Source organism: Chryseomicrobium aureum, from assembly GCF_016909155.1.
GTDB lineage: Bacteria > Bacillota > Bacilli > Bacillales_A > Planococcaceae > Chryseomicrobium > Chryseomicrobium aureum.
In genome coordinates, this window is record NZ_JAFBFG010000001.1 from 251,916 (window position 1) to 271,983 (window position 20,068).

At 43.6% G+C, this 20,068-nt stretch carries 22 protein-coding genes; all 22 read left to right on the top strand.

Translation table 11 applies throughout. The features are described from left to right. The first annotated feature begins 496 nt into the window (after window positions 1-496). The 22 genes from JOD03_RS01340 (at window position 497) to JOD03_RS01445 (ending at window position 20,019) form a co-directional block, all read left to right on the top strand. The gene (locus JOD03_RS01340) at window positions 497-685 is read left to right on the top strand and encodes a hypothetical protein (RefSeq protein ID WP_204589017.1); all 189 of its coding nucleotides are present in this window, start codon (window positions 497-499) and stop codon (window positions 683-685) included. Window positions 686-812: 127 nt separating this feature from the next. Next, window positions 813-1,475, top strand: a complete 663-nt coding sequence (gene sdaAB / locus JOD03_RS01345) for an L-serine ammonia-lyase, iron-sulfur-dependent subunit beta (RefSeq protein ID WP_204589018.1) — start codon at window positions 813-815, stop codon at window positions 1,473-1,475. 11 nt (window positions 1,476-1,486) lie between these two features. Further along, complete coding sequence (gene sdaAA / locus JOD03_RS01350) at window positions 1,487-2,386, top strand: L-serine ammonia-lyase, iron-sulfur-dependent, subunit alpha (RefSeq protein ID WP_204589019.1); 900 nt, start codon at window positions 1,487-1,489, stop codon at window positions 2,384-2,386. Beyond that, window positions 2,376-4,424: an ATP-dependent DNA helicase RecG gene (gene recG / locus JOD03_RS01355; RefSeq protein ID WP_204589020.1), complete on the top strand. Its 2,049-nt coding sequence runs from the start codon at window positions 2,376-2,378 to the stop codon at window positions 4,422-4,424. Before sdaAA ends, recG begins: the two co-directional genes overlap by 11 nt. A gap of 87 nt (window positions 4,425-4,511) precedes the next feature. Further along, the gene (gene fapR, locus JOD03_RS01360; RefSeq protein WP_204589021.1) at window positions 4,512-5,090 is read left to right on the top strand and encodes a transcription factor FapR; all 579 of its coding nucleotides are present in this window, start codon (window positions 4,512-4,514) and stop codon (window positions 5,088-5,090) included. Next, entirely contained in the window at window positions 5,087-6,079 is a 993-nt protein-coding gene (gene plsX / locus JOD03_RS01365) for a phosphate acyltransferase PlsX (RefSeq protein ID WP_204589022.1), read from the top strand. The genes fapR and plsX overlap by 4 nt, the downstream gene beginning before the upstream one ends. Beyond that, the gene (gene fabD, locus JOD03_RS01370) at window positions 6,076-7,020 is read left to right on the top strand and encodes an ACP S-malonyltransferase (RefSeq protein WP_204589023.1); all 945 of its coding nucleotides are present in this window, start codon (window positions 6,076-6,078) and stop codon (window positions 7,018-7,020) included. Before plsX ends, fabD begins: the two co-directional genes overlap by 4 nt. Then, window positions 7,017-7,760: a 3-oxoacyl-[acyl-carrier-protein] reductase gene (fabG, locus tag JOD03_RS01375; RefSeq protein WP_204589024.1), complete on the top strand. Its 744-nt coding sequence runs from the start codon at window positions 7,017-7,019 to the stop codon at window positions 7,758-7,760. The genes fabD and fabG overlap by 4 nt, the downstream gene beginning before the upstream one ends. A 52-nt stretch (window positions 7,761-7,812) precedes the next feature. Then, a complete protein-coding gene (gene acpP / locus JOD03_RS01380) occupies window positions 7,813-8,052 on the top strand; it encodes an acyl carrier protein (RefSeq protein WP_204589025.1) in 240 nt (79 codons plus the stop codon). A gap of 116 nt (window positions 8,053-8,168) precedes the next feature. After that, window positions 8,169-8,903, top strand: coding sequence for a ribonuclease III (rnc, locus tag JOD03_RS01385; RefSeq protein ID WP_204589026.1), 735 nt, complete (start codon window positions 8,169-8,171; stop codon window positions 8,901-8,903). Between the two features lie 2 nt (window positions 8,904-8,905). Then, entirely contained in the window at window positions 8,906-12,451 is a 3,546-nt protein-coding gene (gene smc, locus JOD03_RS01390; protein ID WP_204589027.1) for a chromosome segregation protein SMC, read from the top strand. 13 nt (window positions 12,452-12,464) lie between these two features. Next, window positions 12,465-13,487 (top strand): signal recognition particle-docking protein FtsY, encoded by a 1,023-nt coding sequence (gene ftsY, locus JOD03_RS01395; protein WP_204589028.1) that lies wholly within the window; start codon window positions 12,465-12,467, stop codon window positions 13,485-13,487. A 64-nt stretch (window positions 13,488-13,551) separates the two neighbouring features. Next, window positions 13,552-13,881: a putative DNA-binding protein gene (locus tag JOD03_RS01400; RefSeq protein WP_204589029.1), complete on the top strand. Its 330-nt coding sequence runs from the start codon at window positions 13,552-13,554 to the stop codon at window positions 13,879-13,881. Between the two features lie 11 nt (window positions 13,882-13,892). Continuing rightward, on the top strand, window positions 13,893-15,248 hold the full coding sequence (ffh, locus tag JOD03_RS01405; protein ID WP_204589030.1) for a signal recognition particle protein: 1,356 nt from the start codon (window positions 13,893-13,895) through the stop codon (window positions 15,246-15,248). Window positions 15,249-15,341: 93 nt separating this feature from the next. Further along, window positions 15,342-15,614 (top strand): 30S ribosomal protein S16, encoded by a 273-nt coding sequence (gene rpsP, locus JOD03_RS01410; protein WP_053590001.1) that lies wholly within the window; start codon window positions 15,342-15,344, stop codon window positions 15,612-15,614. A 14-nt stretch (window positions 15,615-15,628) separates the two neighbouring features. After that, window positions 15,629-15,862 (top strand): KH domain-containing protein, encoded by a 234-nt coding sequence (locus JOD03_RS01415; protein WP_204589031.1) that lies wholly within the window; start codon window positions 15,629-15,631, stop codon window positions 15,860-15,862. Between the two features lie 65 nt (window positions 15,863-15,927). After that, the gene (rimM, locus tag JOD03_RS01420; protein WP_204589032.1) at window positions 15,928-16,446 is read left to right on the top strand and encodes a ribosome maturation factor RimM; all 519 of its coding nucleotides are present in this window, start codon (window positions 15,928-15,930) and stop codon (window positions 16,444-16,446) included. Then, entirely contained in the window at window positions 16,443-17,171 is a 729-nt protein-coding gene (gene trmD / locus JOD03_RS01425; RefSeq protein WP_204589033.1) for a tRNA (guanosine(37)-N1)-methyltransferase TrmD, read from the top strand. Before rimM ends, trmD begins: the two co-directional genes overlap by 4 nt. A 132-nt stretch (window positions 17,172-17,303) precedes the next feature. After that, window positions 17,304-17,648, top strand: a complete 345-nt coding sequence (gene rplS, locus JOD03_RS01430) for a 50S ribosomal protein L19 (protein ID WP_204589034.1) — start codon at window positions 17,304-17,306, stop codon at window positions 17,646-17,648. 135 nt (window positions 17,649-17,783) lie between these two features. Then, on the top strand, window positions 17,784-18,341 hold the full coding sequence (lepB, locus tag JOD03_RS01435; protein WP_204589035.1) for a signal peptidase I: 558 nt from the start codon (window positions 17,784-17,786) through the stop codon (window positions 18,339-18,341). A gap of 10 nt (window positions 18,342-18,351) precedes the next feature. Further along, window positions 18,352-19,215 carry a ribosome biogenesis GTPase YlqF gene (gene ylqF, locus JOD03_RS01440; protein ID WP_204589036.1) on the top strand — a complete coding sequence of 288 codons (864 nt, stop codon included), beginning with the start codon at window positions 18,352-18,354 and terminating at the stop codon, window positions 19,213-19,215. Window positions 19,216-19,248: 33 nt separating this feature from the next. Next, a complete protein-coding gene (locus JOD03_RS01445) occupies window positions 19,249-20,019 on the top strand; it encodes a ribonuclease HII (protein ID WP_204589037.1) in 771 nt (256 codons plus the stop codon). Window positions 20,020-20,068 lie beyond the last annotated feature (49 nt).

A 20,068-nucleotide genomic window follows, 5' to 3' on the forward strand; every position in this document is an offset into this window, starting at 1 on the left:
TCAGCGAAAAACACGCTTGCGGGGTCTAACGTTCCGCTTTTGATCCCTCCGGAGTCAGCCCCTGCTCTCCACTCAACTAATTAACTGCCAGTGTGAAAGCGACTTTCATATAGTGTCTGCCATCAAAGTTAAGAATAAGAGGATTTCAATGGTTTCACCAGTTAGTGGTAATAAAGCCCGGAACCCAGGGCGTCATTTCCCGGGTAGTCAGGGTTTTCCCGAGACCCGGCAACGAAGATGAAAGTGGACTTCTTTCATCTTACGTGGGGAGGCTCGGGGAAATCCTCCCAGGAAATGGCGACCTGGGTGGAGGGTTTTACAGTTTAGAGTGGCGTTCTCCTATCTAAAACTAAAGTTGAGTGGAATGGAGGGGTTGACTCCAGTGGGATCAAAGTCTGCCGTGAGATCCCGCAGGAGCCTGCGACGAGGAAGCTCACGCAGCGCCCACGGAAAGCAGCCCCGCAGTGGAACTCAACGTTTTAAAGGGGTTTCGACTTTGACTGGAATCGAGTTACGCCTCCTAGAAATCCCGCAAGAAGCCATCGCGGTCTATGAAGCAAAGAACGCTTCACAGCCCACGCTGTCATCTCGCACAATTTCTGAACAGTCGGCTCCACATCTAACTGGAATCGAGTTCCGAACGCCAGAAACACGCTCCGGAATCAGCCGCACCCACAAAGGCTGAAGTACGCCTTCATGGGCACGTCTGATTTCCTCGGAGTTTCTAGAGTGGCGTTCTCCACATCTAAGAACTAGAAGTAAAAGCGTTTTCATAGTAAACTAGTAAGGATAAAGGTTTGGGGGAATGACGTATGAAATTTAAATCAGTTTTCGATATAATCGGTCCAGTCATGATTGGACCTTCATCTTCTCATACAGCAGGTGCTGCTCGCATTGGACGCATTGCGCGTGATTTGTTTGGACGTCAACCGAAATGGGCACGTATCCATCTTTATGGATCGTTCGCCGAGACATACAAAGGACATGGAACAGATGTGGCCATCATCGGGGGTCTACTTGACTACGATACAGACGATGAGCGCATTAAAACAGCATTTGAAGATGCAGCACGCCTTGACTTGTATTTTGAATTTATTCCAGAGACCGGTCATACAGAACATCCGAACACTGCGCGTATTGTGATTGGAGACGACGAACAAGAAATGTCCATCGTCGGTATTTCCATCGGTGGAGGAAAAGTTGAGCTTGTGGAATTGAATGGATTCCCTCTTCGTCTATCTGGCGGTGGAGCGGCAATTCTTGTTGTCCATGAAGACCGATCTGGCTGTATTGCCAGTGTTGCAAAATGTTTAGCAGATCAACACATCAACATTGGACATATGGAAGTGTCACGGAAAGAAAAAGGAAACATGGCTTTAATGGTCATCGAAGTAGATCAAACTGTCAGTGAATCCGTTTTAGCAGAAATCGCGACATTGCCAAATATCACGCAAGTCACACGAATTGCAGAGTAGGAGGAACGAAAATGGAAGTATTGTTTCGGAATGTTCGGGAACTTGTCGAACGTGCAGAAAATGAAAATAAATTAATATCTGAAATTATGATTGAACAAGAAATATTAGTGACAGGTCGCACGCGTGAAGAAATTATGAAACAAATGGATCGCAATCTGACTGTCATGGAAGAAGCGGTTGAAAAAGGATTACTTGGAGTACGTTCGACATCGGGATTGACGGGTGGCGACGCCGTACTTATTCAAAACTATATGAAAAAAGGCAACTCCTTATCTGGTGAGCTATTACTCGACGCTGTCAGCAAAGCCGTCGCTACGAATGAAGTAAATGCGGCTATGGGAACAATTTGTGCGACTCCTACTGCAGGATCTGCTGGGGTTGTACCAGGTACTTTGTTTGCTGTCATTCACAAATTAAACCCAACGCGCGAGCAAATGATCAACTATTTATTCACTTCGGGGGCTTTTGGCTTTGTTGTCGCTAACAATGCATCGATTTCAGGTGCAGCTGGAGGTTGCCAAGCTGAAGTGGGGTCTGCGGCAGGAATGGCTGCAGCGGCAATTACAGAAATGGCAGGCGGATCGCCACAGCAATGTTCAGAAGCCTTTGCGATTACATTAAAAAACATGCTTGGCCTTGTGTGTGATCCAGTAGCCGGACTTGTAGAAGTCCCATGTGTAAAGCGCAATGCAATGGGTGCTGCGAACGCACTTGTAGCAGCTGATATGGCACTTGCTGGTGTAACAAGTCGCATTCCTTGTGATGAGGTAATCGATGCGATGTACAAAATCGGACAGACGATGCCAACAGCACTGAAAGAAACTGCGCAAGGTGGATTAGCTGCAACACCAACAGGTCGCTGGTTAGAAGCAAAAATCTTCGGTGGAGCCGTCGCGAGTCGTGAACAATAACCTTTTGCATGAGCCACTCACCATTTTAAAAGGTGTTGGGAAAGCAACTGCAGAAGCATTACAAGAATTGGGCATCTCCACATTGGAAGATGTCCTCTTCACATTTCCCACCCGACATGAAGATTTTCGATTAAAAGATCTGACCCTGACCGATCACAATGAACGAGTAACAATTGAAGGCCGGATTGAGAGTGACCCAACTATCCTTTTTATGGGGAAAAAATCAAGACTACAAGTGAAAGTGCTGACAGGAAGACACTTGATTAAAGCGGTGTTTTTTAACCAGCCTTATTTAAAAGCCAAGTTTATACCAGGTGAAATCGTGACGATTTCCGGTAAATGGGACAAAGGCCGTCAAGTTATTCAAGCTTCTGCGCATCAGCTTGGGCCTCGTACAGATGATCATGATTTTGAACCTGTCTACAGTTTAAAAGGGCGTGTGACTCAAAAAGTATTCCGTAGACTACTGACGCAAGCATTTGAATTAACGAAAGAAGAACTTGTGGACCCATTGCCGGAGTCTGTTCGTGAGTCGTATCGGTTACCGAACTTATACGAAGCGCTTCAAGCTATCCATTTCCCAGAAGATGCAGCGCAGACAAAGAATGCACGTCGACGTTTTGTGTATGAAGAATTGTTGCAATTTCAATTAAAAATGCAAGCATTGAAAAAAATTCGAAAAGATGCGAATGTCGGTCGACCCGTCGAGTATGATCCGCTACTCATCAAGAGTTTTGTAGCTTCTCTTCCGTATGAATTAACGGGTGCACAAAATCGAGCCGTGGATGAAATCTTAAAAGATTTACGGGCGCCCTACCAAATGAATCGATTGCTTCAAGGAGATGTTGGATCAGGAAAAACAGTCGTTGCTGCGATCACAATCATTGCGGCGTATAGTGCAGGGATGCAAGGGGCCATCATGGCACCGACAGAGATTCTAACTGAACAACATGCCAACGCATTCTTTGATTGGTTCTCTCCGCTTGGCATTCAGGTTGCATTATTGACGGGCTCGACGAAAGCGAAGATGAAGCGCCAGATTCTAGAAGGGTTGCAAACAGGGGAGATCGATGTCGTCATTGGGACGCATGCGTTGATTCAACCTGACGTTCAATTTAAAAACTTAGGTGTAGTCGTCACAGATGAGCAACACCGTTTTGGAGTAGAACAGCGCCGCGTGTTAAAACAAAAAGGTCTAGAGCCCGATGTCTTGTTCATGACCGCTACACCTATTCCTCGAACACTGGCAATCACAGCGTTTGGAGAGATGGATGTAACAATCGTTGATGAAATGCCAGCAGGTCGAAAGCCAATTGAAACGTATTGGGTGAAAGAACAGCAATTGCCTGCATTATTGTCTCGCCTAAAAAAAGAGCTGATTGCTGGGAGGCAAGCGTATGTAATCTGTCCTCTCATTGAAGAGTCCGATAAATTGGATCTACAAAACGTACTCGATATCTTCCATGAATTGCAGGCTTATTATGAACCTGAGTTCAAAGTGGAATTGATGCACGGGAAATTACCTTCCGATGAAAAAGACGCTGTCATGCAAAAGTTTTCGGACAATGAAAGTCAAATTCTCGTGTCGACAACAGTTGTGGAAGTAGGCGTAAACATTCCGAACGCGACGTTCATGATGATTTTTGACGCTGAGCGGTTCGGCCTTGCACAGCTCCATCAACTGAGAGGAAGAGTAGGTCGAGGAGATCATCAGTCATATTGTGTGTTAATCGCTGATCCAAAGACTGAAGTGGGGAAAGAGCGGATGACATCGATGACAGAAACGACCGACGGTTTCGCGCTTGCTGAAAAAGATTTAGAACTTCGGGGGCCTGGAGACTTTTTTGGGAGAAAGCAAAGTGGGATGCCTGAATTCAAAGTAGCAGATCTTGTGCATGATTACCGGGCACTCCAAACAGCTCGGGAAGACGCAGAAAGATTAGTGGATAGCCAGTATTTCTGGCACTCAGAAGAGTGGAGTCTGATTCGGGCAAAGCTTGAGCAATCAGGTATTTTGGAAGGCCAGCGAATCGATTGAGAATGCAAAGAACGAAACAGTTCTTGCATTCTTTTTTTTCTATTTATATACTGATATTAGTACCAAGTGCTAAAAGAGGTGATAATCATGCGCTATTCCAAAAAAGAAAGACAATCGGGGCTGAAAACAATGTTGGATGAAAACCCGTTTATAACTGACGAACAACTTGCCACACATTTTACGGTGAGTGTACAAACGATTCGTTTGGACCGCATGGAACTATCCATTCCCGAACTTCGTGAACGGATCAAGCATGTAGCAACGGATAGGCTGTCAACGGTACGCTCTCTGACAGAAGATGACGTGATTGGCGAGATTATTGACTTATCACTTGGTGAATCGGCAATTTCCATGCTTGAGATTGGCGGGGAGCATGTCTTCCAAACCCGCAACATTGCGCGAGGGCATCATTTGTTTGCGCAAGCCAACTCATTAGCAGTCGCATTACTGGATGATGAACTTGCGTTGACGAAAAAGGCGACCATACACTTCGTCAAACAAGTGAAAAAAGGAGATCGAGTAGTTGCGAAAGCTCGTGTATTAGAGCGGTCAAATGAACGAAACTCCATCATTCATGTCATCAGTAAAGTTCATCAGGAAAAAGTATTTGAAGGGGAATTTGAGATGTACCACGTTTCCCAATCCAAAGAGAAGGTGACAAAATGAAACTTGCATTAGACGCAATGGGTGGCGATAACGCACCTGGTGAAATTATTAAAGGCGCCTACCGTGCACTCGATGAATTTCAAGATATTGAGATTATGTTGTATGGTATCGAGCAAGAAATGACGCCGTACCTTAAACAACATGATCGCTTGAAAGTAATTCCAACAACTGAAAAGATTGAAGCGACGGATGAGCCTGTTCGTGCGATTCGTCGCAAAAAAGACGCTTCGATGGTCCGGATGGCACAAGCTGTGAAAGACGAGGAGGTGCATGCTGCGATTTCTGCTGGGAACACGGGCGCGTTAATGGCATCTGGCTTGTTCATTGTTGGCCGTATACCTGGTATCGAGCGACCTGCCCTAGCACCAACTCTTCCAACGATAGATGGGAAGGGGTTTGTCATGTTAGATCTTGGTGCGAATGCGGATGCCAAGCCGGAGCACTTAGTGCAATACGCGGTGATGGGAAGTATTTATGCTAAAAATGTTCGGTCTATCGAAAAGCCGCGTGTAGGGTTACTAAATATCGGTACAGAGCCTGGTAAAGGAAATGACTTAACAAAACAAGCCTATAAACTGTTGGAAGAGGCACCTATCCATTTCATTGGAAACGTTGAAGCACGTGACCTGTTGGACGGAGTAGCGGATGTTGTTGTGACGGACGGATTCACAGGCAACATGGTACTAAAGACAATCGAAGGAACTGCAGGTAGTTTATTTAAAATGTTGAAACAAACATTTATGAAGTCAACCAAGACAAAACTGGCTGCTGCTCTTGTGAAAAATGATTTATCGGATTTAAAAGGGTTGATGGATTATACAGAGTACGGTGGAGCAGGACTGTTTGGTCTCAATGCACCGGTGATCAAAGCACATGGCTCTTCTAATGAAAATGCTATCTTCCACGCCATTCGCCAAGCTCGTACGATGGTGGAATGGGATGTAAGTGGCGTGATCGCGGAAACCATTCGAAAGGAAACTGAACAATGAAGGTAGCATTTGTATTCCCAGGGCAAGGTTCTCAATCTGTCGGTATGGCAAAAGACCTTGTTGAGAACTTTAAAAAGTATGACCAGTACTTGACGACAGCTGAAAAAGCAATGGGTATTCCCATCTCGAACTTAATGTTTGAAGGACCACTTGAAGAATTAACAAAAACGTATCACGCACAACCGGCTCTTCTTCTAAGTAGTACAATCGCTGCGTCTATTCTTATGGAAAACGGCTTGAAGCCCGACTATATGGCGGGGCACTCCCTTGGGGAATATTCAGCACTTGTGATGGCGGGGGTTCTCTCTGTTCAAGACGGTGCATCAATCGTTCACAAACGTGGGAAATTCATGAACGAAGCCGTTCCTGCAGGACAAGGTGCAATGGCAGCGATTCTTGGTATGGCCGCTGACGATTTAGCAACTGTAACAGAAGCTGTTACTACTGAAGGTCACTCTGTACAAGTGGCAAACTTGAACTGTCCGGGCCAAATTGTCATTTCAGGTACTGCTGAAGGCGTAAAATTAGCGTCTGAGCGAGCAAAAGATCATGGAGCAAAGCGCGCAATTCCACTCTCGGTTAGTGGGCCTTTTCATTCATCATTAATGCGTCCGGCTGCAACCAAGCTAGGTGTTGAGTTAGCGATGATTCCACTACGTGAACCAAAAGTGCCGATTATTGCAAACGTTACAGCAAAGCCGGTTGAAAGTGCAGATGAAATTCGCAAACTATTGATAGAACAAGTAACGGCTCCTGTTCGATGGGAAGAATCTATACGAACGATGCTGGATTTAGGTGTCGATACATTCATTGAGTGTGGACCAGGAAATGTATTATCAGGATTAATTAAGAAAATTGACCGATCTGTAACGACTTATTCAGTGTTCGATACACTCAGTCTCACCAATACGTTGTACCATTTGAAAGGAGATTCACAATGAGCTTACAAGGAAAAACTGCCGTTGTAACGGGTGCATCCCGCGGAATCGGAAGTGAGATTGCAAAAGATTTGGCTGCACGAGGTGCTCAAGTGGTTGTCAATTATAGTGGGAGCAAAGAGAAAGCGGAATCCGTTGTGGCGGAAATCACACAAGCTGGTGGCCAAGCGATTGCTGTGCAAGCGTCTGTTTCAAACGCAGATGATGTCACAGCACTGATGAAAGCTTCACTTGATGCATACGGTTCTATCGACATCCTTGTAAACAATGCGGGAATCACGCGTGATAATTTGCTAATGCGTATGAAAGACAGTGAGTGGGACGATGTGATCGACACAAACCTCAAAGGTGTGTTTTTAACGACAAAAGCTGTTACGCGTCAAATGATGAAGCAACGCAAAGGACGTATCATCAATATCTCCTCAATCGTCGGTGCATCTGGGAATCCGGGTCAGACGAATTATGTAGCTGCTAAAGCGGGTGTCGTCGGCATGACAAAGTCTGTCGCACTCGAACTTGCATCACGCAATATTACAGTCAATGCGATTGCTCCAGGGTTCATTGAAACAGAGATGACGGATTCACTACCTGAAGAGATCAAATCCGCAATGCTTGCACAGATTCCACTCGGCCATTTTGGCACTGCAAAAGATATTGCAGCAGCTGTTGCATTTTTAGCTTCGGATGAAGCTACATATATTACAGGGCAAACACTCCATGTCAACGGTGGAATGTACATGTAATCTAGGCAAGACGCAGGTTTTTGCGTATACTAATGAGGGGAGGTGACATGAAATGTCAACAGTATTAGAACGCGTAACAAAAGTCATCGTAGACCGCCTTGGTGTCGATGAGAGCGAAGTGAAAATGGAAGCTTCTTTCCGTGAAGATTTAGGCGCTGATTCATTAGACGTAGTTGAACTTGTAATGGAGCTTGAAGATGAGTTCGACATGGAAATCTCTGATGAGGAAGCTGAAAATATTTCAACTGTAGGTTCTGCAGTAACGTACATTGAAGGTAAATTAGGCGAATAAAGAAACGTAGCCAGAGAGTGCAGACTCTCTGGTTTTTCTTTTTTAGGCCGAGACTATGCAAGGCTTGTAATAAACAGTAAACTAAGAAGGATAGACATGTAGAAAGGCTGAGGCAAATGAAGGAATCGAAGAAAAAACCAGTGTACAGTGCAGAGGCAAAAGCAAAAGTGGCCGAGTTTCAAAAACAAACAGAATTTGTATTTACAAATGAAAGTCTATTGTTTGAAGCGTTCACGCATTCATCTTATGTAAATGAACACCGCAGAAAATCGTTTATTGACAATGAACGGTTGGAGTTTCTTGGTGATGCCGTACTCGAACTAGCAGTATCCCAATACCTTTTCCATCGTTATCCGAAAATGACCGAGGGAGAGTTGACGAAACTTCGTGCGTCGATTGTCTGTGAACCGTCCCTTGTTCATTTGGCAAATGAGTTGGATCTTGGCTCGTATATTTTGCTTGGCAAAGGAGAAGAGAATACGGGTGGGCGTAATCGTCCTGCGCTTCTAGCGGATGTATTTGAAGCATTAGTAGGCGCTTTGTATCTCGATCAAGGATTAGATAAAGTCACTGAGCTTCTGGAAACTGTGATGTTCCCAAAAGTTGAAGTGGGAGCATTTTCAAAAGTCTCGGACTACAAGAGTCAACTTCAAGAGCTTGTCCAGCAAGACAATTCTGGACAATTGAAGTATGAAATCATTGAAGAAAAAGGTCCCGCTCACAATCGTATCTTCATCTCACAGGTGTCTTTAGATGCAGACCCTCTTGGAGAAGGTAGCGGAAGGTCAAAAAAAGAAGCGGAGCAACAAGCTGCGCAACTGGCAATACAGAAATTAAAGGCGGATGAGTAAGTATGTTTTTAAAGAGGCTTGAAATTGTAGGCTTCAAATCGTTTGCAGAACGCATTGCAGTGGACTTTGTTCCAGGTGTGACAGCAGTCGTCGGACCAAACGGAAGCGGTAAAAGCAATATTACAGACGCGATTCGTTGGGTACTTGGTGAACAATCTGCTAAATCGTTGCGTGGAACTAAGATGGAAGACGTCATTTTTGCAGGGAGTGACTCCCGCAAACCACTCAACTTTGCAGAAGTCACGCTCGTTCTAGATAACCAGTCCAAAGCGCTGCATACCGAGTATGCGGAAGTGAGTGTGACGAGACGCGTTTACCGTTCAGGAGATTCCGATTACCTACTGAACCGTCAAACTTGTCGTTTAAAAGACATTACGGAACTGTTCATGGATTCAGGGTTAGGGCGTGAAGCCTTTTCGATTATCTCGCAAGGAAAAGTCGATGAAATTCTAAACAGTAAGGCAGAAGATCGTCGCGCGATATTCGAAGAAACAGCAGGCGTTCTAAAATACAAACAGCGGAAACGAAAAGCAGAATTTAAATTAATTGAAACAGATGACAACTTAAACCGGGTATTGGATATTTTGCATGAGTTAGAAGGGCGTATTGAGCCGCTTCAAATTCAGTCATCCATTGCGAAGGATTATTTGGCATTCGCTGAAGAGCTTCGAACACGTGAAGTAAGTTTGGCCTTATTCGACATTGAACAGGCTGAGGATCAATTGGAAGTCCTTGCAAAACATGCAGAAGAAGTAGCAAAAGAAGTCCAGTCTACACGTACTCAAAAAGAAGAACTCGTTCTTCATCTTACACAAGCGCGTTCACAACTTTCACAACTTGAAGAATCACTCGATACGCTTCAAGATGAGGCTGTTACAATTTCTACAACTTTAGAGCGTCAAGAAGGAAGAAAGCTAGTCTTAGAAGAAAAACAAAATAATCGGAAACAACAAATAGAAAAGCTTCAAGCTTCACTTGCGGTCGCAAAACAAGAAGCAAAACAGCTAGAAGAGAAACATGAACAACTAGAGATGCAAAAAAAGGAGCAAGCGAAAAAAATAAAAGAGTTGCGTGATACACGTAACCAGCTCGAGCAAATTCTACATACGTCTGAAGAAGATTTAGAAGTGCAAGTAGAGACATTAAAAGCGGATTATATAGAACTCTTAAATGAATCCGCGGCACTAAAGAACGAGCAACGAATTTTAGAACAGCAAACAGAAAAGCAAAAGCTCCATTATGCTCGTTTCTCAACGGATTTAAAAGAAATCGAGCGTCAACTGGACGAGGCGAGAAATGCCCACAACCTTGCTAATGCTTCAAAAGAGCAACTCGATCACAAGCTCGAGCAGGCCTTATTAGCATTTAAAGAAAAAAAAGTGGTCTATGATGATGTTTCACAATCGTATGAAAAGAAACGACAACTTCTCTTTGATGGCTATCAACAACTTCATCAGCTTCGTGCAAAACGAGACTCCCTTGTAGAATTAGAATCGGAATTCAGTGGCTATTTCCAAGGTGTGAGAGAATTATTAAAACAACGAAATGAAGAGAGGTTTAACGGCATTCGTGGAGCTGTCGCGGAACTATTAGATATCCCTACAGCATATGTAACGGCCATCGACACAGCTATCGGAGGCCAAGCACAACATGTTGTAACGGATACTACACGTGATGCGCAGCATGCAATTGCCTATCTGAAACAACAGCGATTAGGGAGAGCAACATTCCTTCCGATGGATGTTATAAAGCCACGTCAACTTCCAGATTTTCAGTTGAAAAAGCTTGAAAATCATGCGGCATTTGTAGCAACGGCAAATACGCTAGTTTCCTGTGAACCGGAATATCGTCCTATTCGAGATAATCTACTCGGGACTATTGTGGTCGCAAAGGACTTGAATGGTGCATCTCAACTGGCAAAGCTGATCAACCACAGTGCACGAATTGTTACTCTAGATGGCGATATCGTTCACCCTGGAGGGTCATTGACAGGCGGAACTACGAAAAAGCAAAGTTCAGTGTTCTCAAGGAAAGCAGACCTTGAGAACTATTCTACGCTCGTTGTGAAACTAGAGGCAGACCTCGCACGTGCTGAGCAACAGGTGGCAGATTTTAAACGCAAGAAGGACCAGCTTGAAACAGAACTTGAAACACTTCGGTCCTCTGGTGAAGAACTCCGCAGCAATCAACAACAAGTTTATTCTGAAGCTGCCAGCGCAGAAAACTTAGTCGAAAAATGGCAAGACAAAAAAGATATGTTTCATCTGCAACAGCAAGAACATGGAGATGACCAACAACAAGCGACAACTCGTTTAAATGAAATTGAGCAATTACTAGCAGAGAGATCACAGAAGGCGCAGTCCATACAGAGTCAAATTGATGAGTTGACGGCTCTAAAGTCTAAGACGGTGGAACAGAAAGACGCGATTCAAAACCAACTGGGAACTGTGATCACAGAAGTTGCGCTTGCAAGTGAACGGGCACACCAACTTGATCGAGAATTAACCGCATTGTCTGAGTCTATCGCGAAGGCGACTACACAGATTACAAGTTGGGAAGAAGAACTAGCATGGTATCAAACAGGTCATGAAGGGCAGACAGCCGAAGAATTAGCTGCAGAAATCGGGCAGTTGGTGATCTCTCGTAATTCCTTGCAAACAACGATTCAGTCCGTACGGGAAAAGCGTAAAGAGCTAAATCATCAAGTGCGCGCCGCCGAGTTAGAAGAAGAAGCGGTATCCGAACGTCTGCACACGCTATCCGTGCAACACGAGAAGTTGAACATGCAAAACGAACAACTAGAATCTAGCTTGGCGAGCTATTATTCTGTGTTAGAAGATGACTATGAACTGACGTATGAAGATGCGAAACAGACATTCTCACTACCGGAAGATAGTGATCGTGAGCGCTCTAAAGTTCGATTGTTAAAGCGTTCAATCGAAGAGTTGGGACCGGTAAACATCGCTGCCATAGAAGAGTTTGAGCAAGTCAACGAACGCTATCAGTTCTTAACAGAACAACGCAAAGACTTGATTGATGCAAAGGATACGCTTCATTCAGCGATTACAGAGATGGACGAGGAAATGACAGAACGTTTCAGCCGTACATTTTTTGAAATACAGAAACATTTCCGAGATGTTTTTCGTAAATTATTTGGAGGCGGACAAGCGGATCTCGTGTTGACCGATCCAGAAAATATGCTTGAAACGGGAGTCGACATTGTCGCACAGCCTCCAGGCAAGAAATTACAAAATCTATCGCTACTATCGGGTGGAGAACGTGCACTGACAGCGATTGCACTTTTATTTGCCATTTTACAGACGCGTCCAGTACCGTTCTGTATTTTAGATGAAGTAGAAGCAGCGCTTGATGAAGCCAATGTCGTACGATACAGTGAGTATTTAAAGCAATTCTCGGGTGATACCCAATTTATTGTTATCACTCACCGCAAAGGGACGATGGAAGGTGCAGATGTTTTGTACGGTGTGACAATGCAAGAGTCTGGTGTATCGAAATTAGTCTCAGTAAAATTAGAAGAATACGTATAAGGGAAGGGTTAACATGAGTTTTTTTAAGAAATGGAAAGAAAAAATGGCAGGTACGCCTGAAGAGCAGGTTGAAAAACAAAGCATTACTGAAAAGTTTAAAGGGGGTCTCACGAAGACTCGTGACCAATTTACATCTAAAGTCAATGACTTAGTAGCAAAATACCGCAAAGTAGATGAGGATTTCTTTGAAGAATTAGAAGAGCTTCTCTTGCAAGCAGATGTTGGCTTTGAAACAGTTATGGAACTCATGGACAAGCTGCGTTATGAAGTGCAACGCAAAAATATTAAGGATACATCTGGCATTCAATCCGTCATCGCTGAGAAATTAGTCGAAATTTATGAGGATGGAGAAGAGCAGCTAGCAGAAATTACGTTACCAGAAGAAGGGTTAGGCGTTATTTTAATGGTAGGCGTGAATGGTGTCGGCAAAACGACGACAATCGGAAAGCTTGCATACCAGTACAAGCAACAGGGAAAAACCGTCATGTTAGCAGCGGGAGACACATTCCGCGCAGGTGCGATTGACCAACTGCAGGAGTGGGGAAACCGTGTAGGTGTAGAAGTCGTTAAACAAGGCGAAGGGTCAGATCCGGCAGCTGTAATGTATGATGCAGTGCGCGCAGCGAAAAGCCGTGGTGTCGATATTTTAATCTGTGATACAGCAGGGCGTCTTCAAAATAAAGTCAACTTGATGAATGAGCTGGAAAAGATTCACCGCGTTATTTCACGTGAAGTGCCAGATGCGCCGCATGAAGTGTTACTTGCTCTAGATGCGACGACAGGTCAAAATGCATTGATTCAAGCCCAGACATTTAAAGAAGTGACAAATGTATCAGGAATCGTGTTGACGAAGTTAGATGGCACAGCAAAAGGCGGAATCGTTCTTGCTATCCGTAACAAACTTGGTATTCCTGTAAAGTATGTAGGACTTGGAGAGAAAATCGACGACTTGCAGCCTTTTGATGCAGACAAATATGTATATGGCTTATTTGCTGAAGGATTGGATTTAGAACAACAAAACGAACAAGACAAGTAAAAATACTTGACAGCACTTGGTCGACCTACTACACTAGTGGGTGTAACCGAAAGGGAGCGACAAGATGATTGAAAAAACAACCCGAATCAACTTCCTGTTTGACTTTTATCAATCACTTTTAACAGATAAACAACGCTCATACATGGAACTTTATTATTTAGATGATTTGTCTCTAGGTGAAATCGCAGAAGAATACGAAATCTCCCGTCAAGCGGTCTATGACAACATACGTCGTACAGAGATGATGCTTGAAGAATATGAGACAAAACTAACACTTCTTGAAAAATTTCAGCAGCGCCAACAGTTGGTTGAACAACTCGAAGCGGCTGTGAAACAAAATCAATCACCTGAAAATGTACTCGCTTTATTAGAGCAACTAAAAGGCGTCGAATAGGAGGAGCAATCATGGCTTTTGAAGGTTTAGCAGAACGACTCCAAGGGACGATGCAAAAGATTAAAGGTAAAGGAAAGATTTCCGAGGCGGATGTCAAAGAAATGATGCGCGAAGTCCGCTTTGCTTTGATTGAAGCAGACGTCAACTTAAAAGTCGTCAAAGAGTTTATCAAAACGGTATCTGAACGTGCGGTTGGTCAAGACGTTATGAAGAGTTTGACGCCTGGTCAACAAGTCATCAAAATTGTAAAAGATGAATTGACGCAATTAATGGGTGGCGAACAAAGTAAAATCGCTTTTTCTACACGTCCGCCAACAGTCATTATGATGGTCGGTTTGCAGGGGGCCGGTAAAACGACGACAAGTGGTAAGCTTGCGTCTGTACTTCGTAAAAAATATAATAGAAAACCTCTATTAGTAGCGGCTGATATTTATCGTCCAGCAGCCATTAAACAGCTTGAGACGCTGGGTAAGCAATTATCGCTTCCTGTCTTCTCGCTTGGCACTGAGGTATCACCTGTAGAGATTGCAAGACAAGCCATTGAACACGCTAAACAAGAGCATCATGATGTGGTGATCATCGATACAGCGGGTCGTCTACACGTAGACGAGACGTTAATGGATGAATTAAAACAGATCCGTGCTTTAAAAGAGCCAGATGAAATCTTCTTAGTTGTCGATTCAATGACAGGGCAAGATGCTGTGAATGTCGCATCCAACTTTAATGAAGCCATCGGTATCACAGGCGTTGTATTAACAAAGCTTGATGGAGATACACGCGGTGGAGCTGCGTTATCCATACGTTCCGTTACTCAAAAACCGATTAAATTTGTCGGTATGGGTGAGAAGATGGACGCTTTAGAAGAATTCCACCCAGATCGCATGGCTTCTCGAATTCTTGGGATGGGCGACATGTTGTCGCTCATTGAAAAAGCACAAACGGAAGTCGATGAAACGAAAGCAAAAGAGCTTGAAGAAAAGATCCGTACGCAATCATTTACGTTTGATGATTTCATCGAGCAACTCCAACAAGTGAAAAAGATGGGACCGCTTGATGAGATTTTGAAGATGCTTCCGGGCGCTGGAAAAATCAAAGGTCTTGAAAATGCAAAAGTCGATGAGAAACAGATGGGGCGCGTCGAAGCGATTATTTATTCAATGACGCCTCATGAAAAATCACATCCCGAGAGCATCAATGGCAGTCGTAAAAAGCGAATTGCAAAGGGGTCGGGAACTTCTATTCAAGAAGTAAATCGTCTTTTGAAACAATTTGAAGACATGAAAAAGATGATGAAACAAATGTCTGGTATGCAACAAAAAGGCAAGAAAAAGATGAATTTCCCAGGTATGGATGGGTTATTTCGATAACTTTTAGTAGTGTTAAGAAAAAACACTTTACAAACTAAAAAAAGCTTGGTAATATACTATCTTGTGTGAAACTATTCGGAGGTGCACTAACAAATGGCAGTAAAAATTCGTTTAAAACGTATGGGAGCTAAAAAGTCTCCTTTCTATCGTATTGTAGTAGCTGATTCACGTTCACCACGTGACGGCCGTCAAATCGAAACAGTAGGTACTTACAACCCACTAACTAAACCAGCTGAAGTAAAAATCAATGAAGAATTAGCATTGAAATGGCTTCAAGATGGTGCAAAACCATCTGACACAGTACGTAACTTGTTCTCTGAACAAGGCATCATGGAAAAATTCCATAACGCAAAATTAGGTAAATAATCGGGGGTGATTGCATGAAGCAGCTGATTGAAACGATCGTAACACCACTTGTCGACCATCCGGAATCCATTGAGATTCAAGAACAGGTCTCCGGGAACCGGGTTGTCTATAAGCTTTCTGTACATCCAGAAGATATGGGGAAAGTCATTGGCAAACAAGGACGTGTCGCAAAAGCGATTCGAACAATTGTGTATTCAGCAGCAAGCAGTCACCAATCAAAACGTGTATTTGTCGATATTTTGGATTGACCGAAAGGAAGAACTCAACTAGTTCTTCCTTTTTGTTCGTCTACGACTAGCAAAGGAGCGGTACAATGACACATTGGTTAAATGTAGGAAAGATTGTCAATACGCATGGGATTCGTGGAGAAGTTCGAATTTTAGCATCGACAGATTTTCCCGAGGAACGCTTTAAAAAAGGCAGCGAGCTGGCAGTATTCAAAGAGGATCACCATATCCAAACGGTAAAGATTGCAAGCCATCGCACGCATAAGAACTTTGACTTAGTTACATTCGATGGCATGCCATCAATCAACGACGTTGAAAAATTCAAAGATCATTTTCTGAAAGTAGATGCGGCCACATTAACGGAGCTTGAGGACCATGCCTATTATTACCATGAAATTCTCGGCTGCGACGTTGTCTCGACGGACGGAGAAGACATTGGTAAAGTCACAGAAATTTTAGCTACAGGCGCAAACGATGTGTGGGAAGTAACGCCTGTAAAAGGGAAGAAACATTATATCCCGTATATCGAGCAAGTAGTCAAATCAGTTGACCCACAGGAAAAGAAAATCGTGATTGAAGTCATGGAAGGTTTGCTGAGCGAATGAAGATTCAAGTACTGTCTTTATTTCCAGAGATGTTTGAAGGAGTATTTGGTTCGTCCATCTTAAAAAAAGCGCAAGAATCTGGCAGAGCCAAACTTGAAGTCATCAACTTTAGAGACTATTCAGAGTCGAAACACAAGCAAGTCGATGATTATCCGTATGGTGGTGGGGCTGGGATGGTATTAAAGCCGGAACCTTTATTTGCAGCAGTGGATGCAGTAAAGCACCAAACTGCAAAATCACCTCGCGTCCTATTAATGTGTCCTCAAGGGGAACGCTTTTCTCAACAAAAAGCAGAAGAGCTTGCGAAAGAAGAAGCACTCATCATCATCTGTGGTCATTACGAAGGATACGATGAGCGCATTCGTGAGCATCTTGTGACGGACGAAATTTCAATAGGGGACTTCGTGCTAACAGGTGGAGAAATTGCAGCGATGACAGTAGTCGATAGTGTTGTGCGCTTATTGCCAGACGTTCTAGGTAAGCAAGCTTCTCACGAACAAGATTCTTTTTCCACAGGATTACTTGAGCACCCCCATTATACGCGTCCAGCTGACTTTAACGGCATGAAAGTTCCAGAGGTGTTATTGTCCGGAAATCATGCGAAAATTGAACAGTGGCGACGTGAAGAGTCTTTAAAGCGCACGTTCGAACGCAGACCAGATTTGCTCGAGTCAGCTACACTGACGGAGCAAGACTTGGCCTTTTTGGAAACATTGAAAAACTAGCTGACAAGTATTGCAACTTGTCAATGTCTATGGTATGATGTTTGATGTGCTTCTATACAGAAGCATCTATTTTGGGTGTTCCGCTGCAGCGGATAAGCGTGTAAGAGCATTCGTATAAGGAGAGAAATGATTATGCAAAACATTATTTCAGAGATTACAAAAGATCAGCTTCGTTCTGACCTTCCATCGTTCCGTCCTGGAGACACTGTACGTGTACACGTTAAAGTTGTCGAAGGTACTCGTGAGCGTTTACAGGTATTCGAAGGTGTTGTAATCAAACGTCGTGGCGGCGGTATCAGCGAAACTTTCACAGTTCGTAAAATTTCTTCTGGTGTAGGTGTTGAGCGTACATTCCCTGTACACACACCAAAGATTGCACGTCTTGAAGTTGTTCGTCGTGGTAAAGTACGTCGTGCGAAATTGTACTACCTACGTAACCTACGTGGTAAAGCAGCTCGAATTAAAGAACTTCGCTAATTGGAATACTGTGTGTTGTCGTAAGACAGCATGCAGTATTTTTATTTATAAAGACTTAACACATTATAAGATGGTTACAACTAGAGAAAACCCTCTATTTTTTGTAAGATAGAAGGTGAGGGGAGAGCTGAGCGAATGGAAACAGCCAAAAAGAAAAATGAAGTATGGGAATGGGCAAAAGCAATTTTAATTGCATTTAGTATTGCAGCATTGATTCGTTTCTTTCTATTCACACCAATCGTAGTTGACGGGGAATCCATGATGCCCACCTTAAACAATGGTGACCGTATGGTCGTGAACAAAATTGGCTACGACATCGGTACGCCAGAGCGCTTTGAAATCGTTGTGTTCCACGCACCAGAGCAGAAAAATTACATTAAACGTATTATTGGACTGCCAGGGGACCATATTGCGTATGAAGATGATCAACTGTACATCAATGGTGAAGCTGTGCCGGAGCCTTATCTGGATCAGTATAAAGCTGAGATTACAGAAGGAACACTCACAGAAAACTTCACTTTAGAGGAGCTTACACAGCTTTCAGAAATCCCAGAGGGGTATTTCTTCGTAATGGGGGATAACCGTCGTTATTCAAAAGATAGTCGCGCAATCGGCCTCGTTCCAGAAGATGAAATCATCGGGACGACAAGTTTGATTTTTTGGCCGTTAGAAGATATTAGTATTGTAAAGTAGAGGTGTCACAATGACGATTCAATGGTTCCCGGGACATATGGCAAAAGCACGCCGGGAAGTAACAGAAAACTTAAAGCTTGTGGACATCGTTTTCGAACTGGTAGATGCACGTCTACCAGTTTCTTCACGTAATCCAATGCTCGAGCAAATTGTTCATCAAAAGACAAAATTGATGATTTTAACGAAAGCTGATATGGCGGATGAGCGCGAGACAGCTAAATGGATCGAATACTACGCTACTCAAGGTATACAAGCTGTTGCCATCAATTCATTTGAGGGAAAAGATCTTGAAAAAGTTTTAAAAGAAACACGTGTACTTTTGAAACCAAAGTTTGACCGCATGAAGTCTCGTGGAATGAAACCACGCGCGATTCGTGCGATGATTTTAGGGATTCCAAACGTTGGGAAGTCAACATTGATTAACCGGTTTGCGAAAAAGAATATCGCCCGAACAGGAAATACACCAGGTGTTACAAAGTCGCAACAATGGATCAAAATCGCAAAAGAACTAGAGCTTCTAGATACACCTGGGATTCTTTGGCCAAAGTTTGAAGACCAGCAAATCGGCTTTAAACTCGCTTTGTCAGGCGCTATCAAAGATGCAGTTCTTCGTATGGAAGACTTAGCCGTATATGCCCTTCGATTTTTAGAAGCGCATTACCCAGAACGTTTACAAGAACGTTTTCAACTTGAAACAGTGGGAGACGACTTAGAACAAGTGTTTAATCATATCGGTCAACTACGTAAGGTATACGCAACAGGTGGAGAAGTGGATTATGACGCTGTTGCAGAACTTATCGTTCGAGATGTCCGAAATGAGCATCTTGGTCGCTTGACATTTGATTTTGTAGAAGACGAAGCCCCTTTGGAATAGTTCCAAAGGGTTTTTTATGTAGGAGGAGTCTAGTTGGAATCACTAAAACTAATTAAAGAAAAGCTAGTAGCTGCAACCAGTGAAGAGGAATGGATCACAGCACTTCGGTCAGATGAACGCACAGGTGTAAAAAAACTACTGGCATCATTCGACCGGAAAGTACAGAAAGAACAACAAAAATGGTCAGACTATAAAGCTCGTCATGAATTTGATTCAACGTTTGGAGAAGGACTCGTTGCTGGAGTCGACGAAGCCGGGAGAGGACCACTTGCAGGGCCAGTAGTAACAGCAGCAGTCATTTTGCCAAAAAACACTGAGGCACTCGTCGATGTCAACGATTCAAAGCAGCTCAAAAAAAAAATACGAGAAGCGCTTGCCGAGTTAATTAAAGAGCATGCTGTAAGCTACGCTGTTCATATCCAACCGCGACAAGAGATCGACCGATTGAATATTTATGAGGCAACTCGTCAGTCCATGTTGGCATCAATCGGAGGGTTACAAGTAAAACCTGACATCGTCCTGTCAGATGCAATGCCACTTCCGATTGAGCAGCCATGCTACGATTTGATTAAAGGAGATGCGCGTAGTTTGTCGATTGCAGCAGCCTCAATTCTTGCTAAAACAACGCGTGATGCGTATATGGATCAACTTGCACTAGACTATCCACAGTACGGGTTTGACAAGCATTCTGGGTATGGCACAGCTGTTCACCTTCAAGCAATCGATACGTATGGGATTTGTCCTGAACATCGTCACTCGTTTGAGCCAATCAAAACACTCGTTCAATTTATGAGAGAAGATTGAAAATTCGCAGTTTCAGACTTTTATGGACATATTGTGACAGGTTTTATAC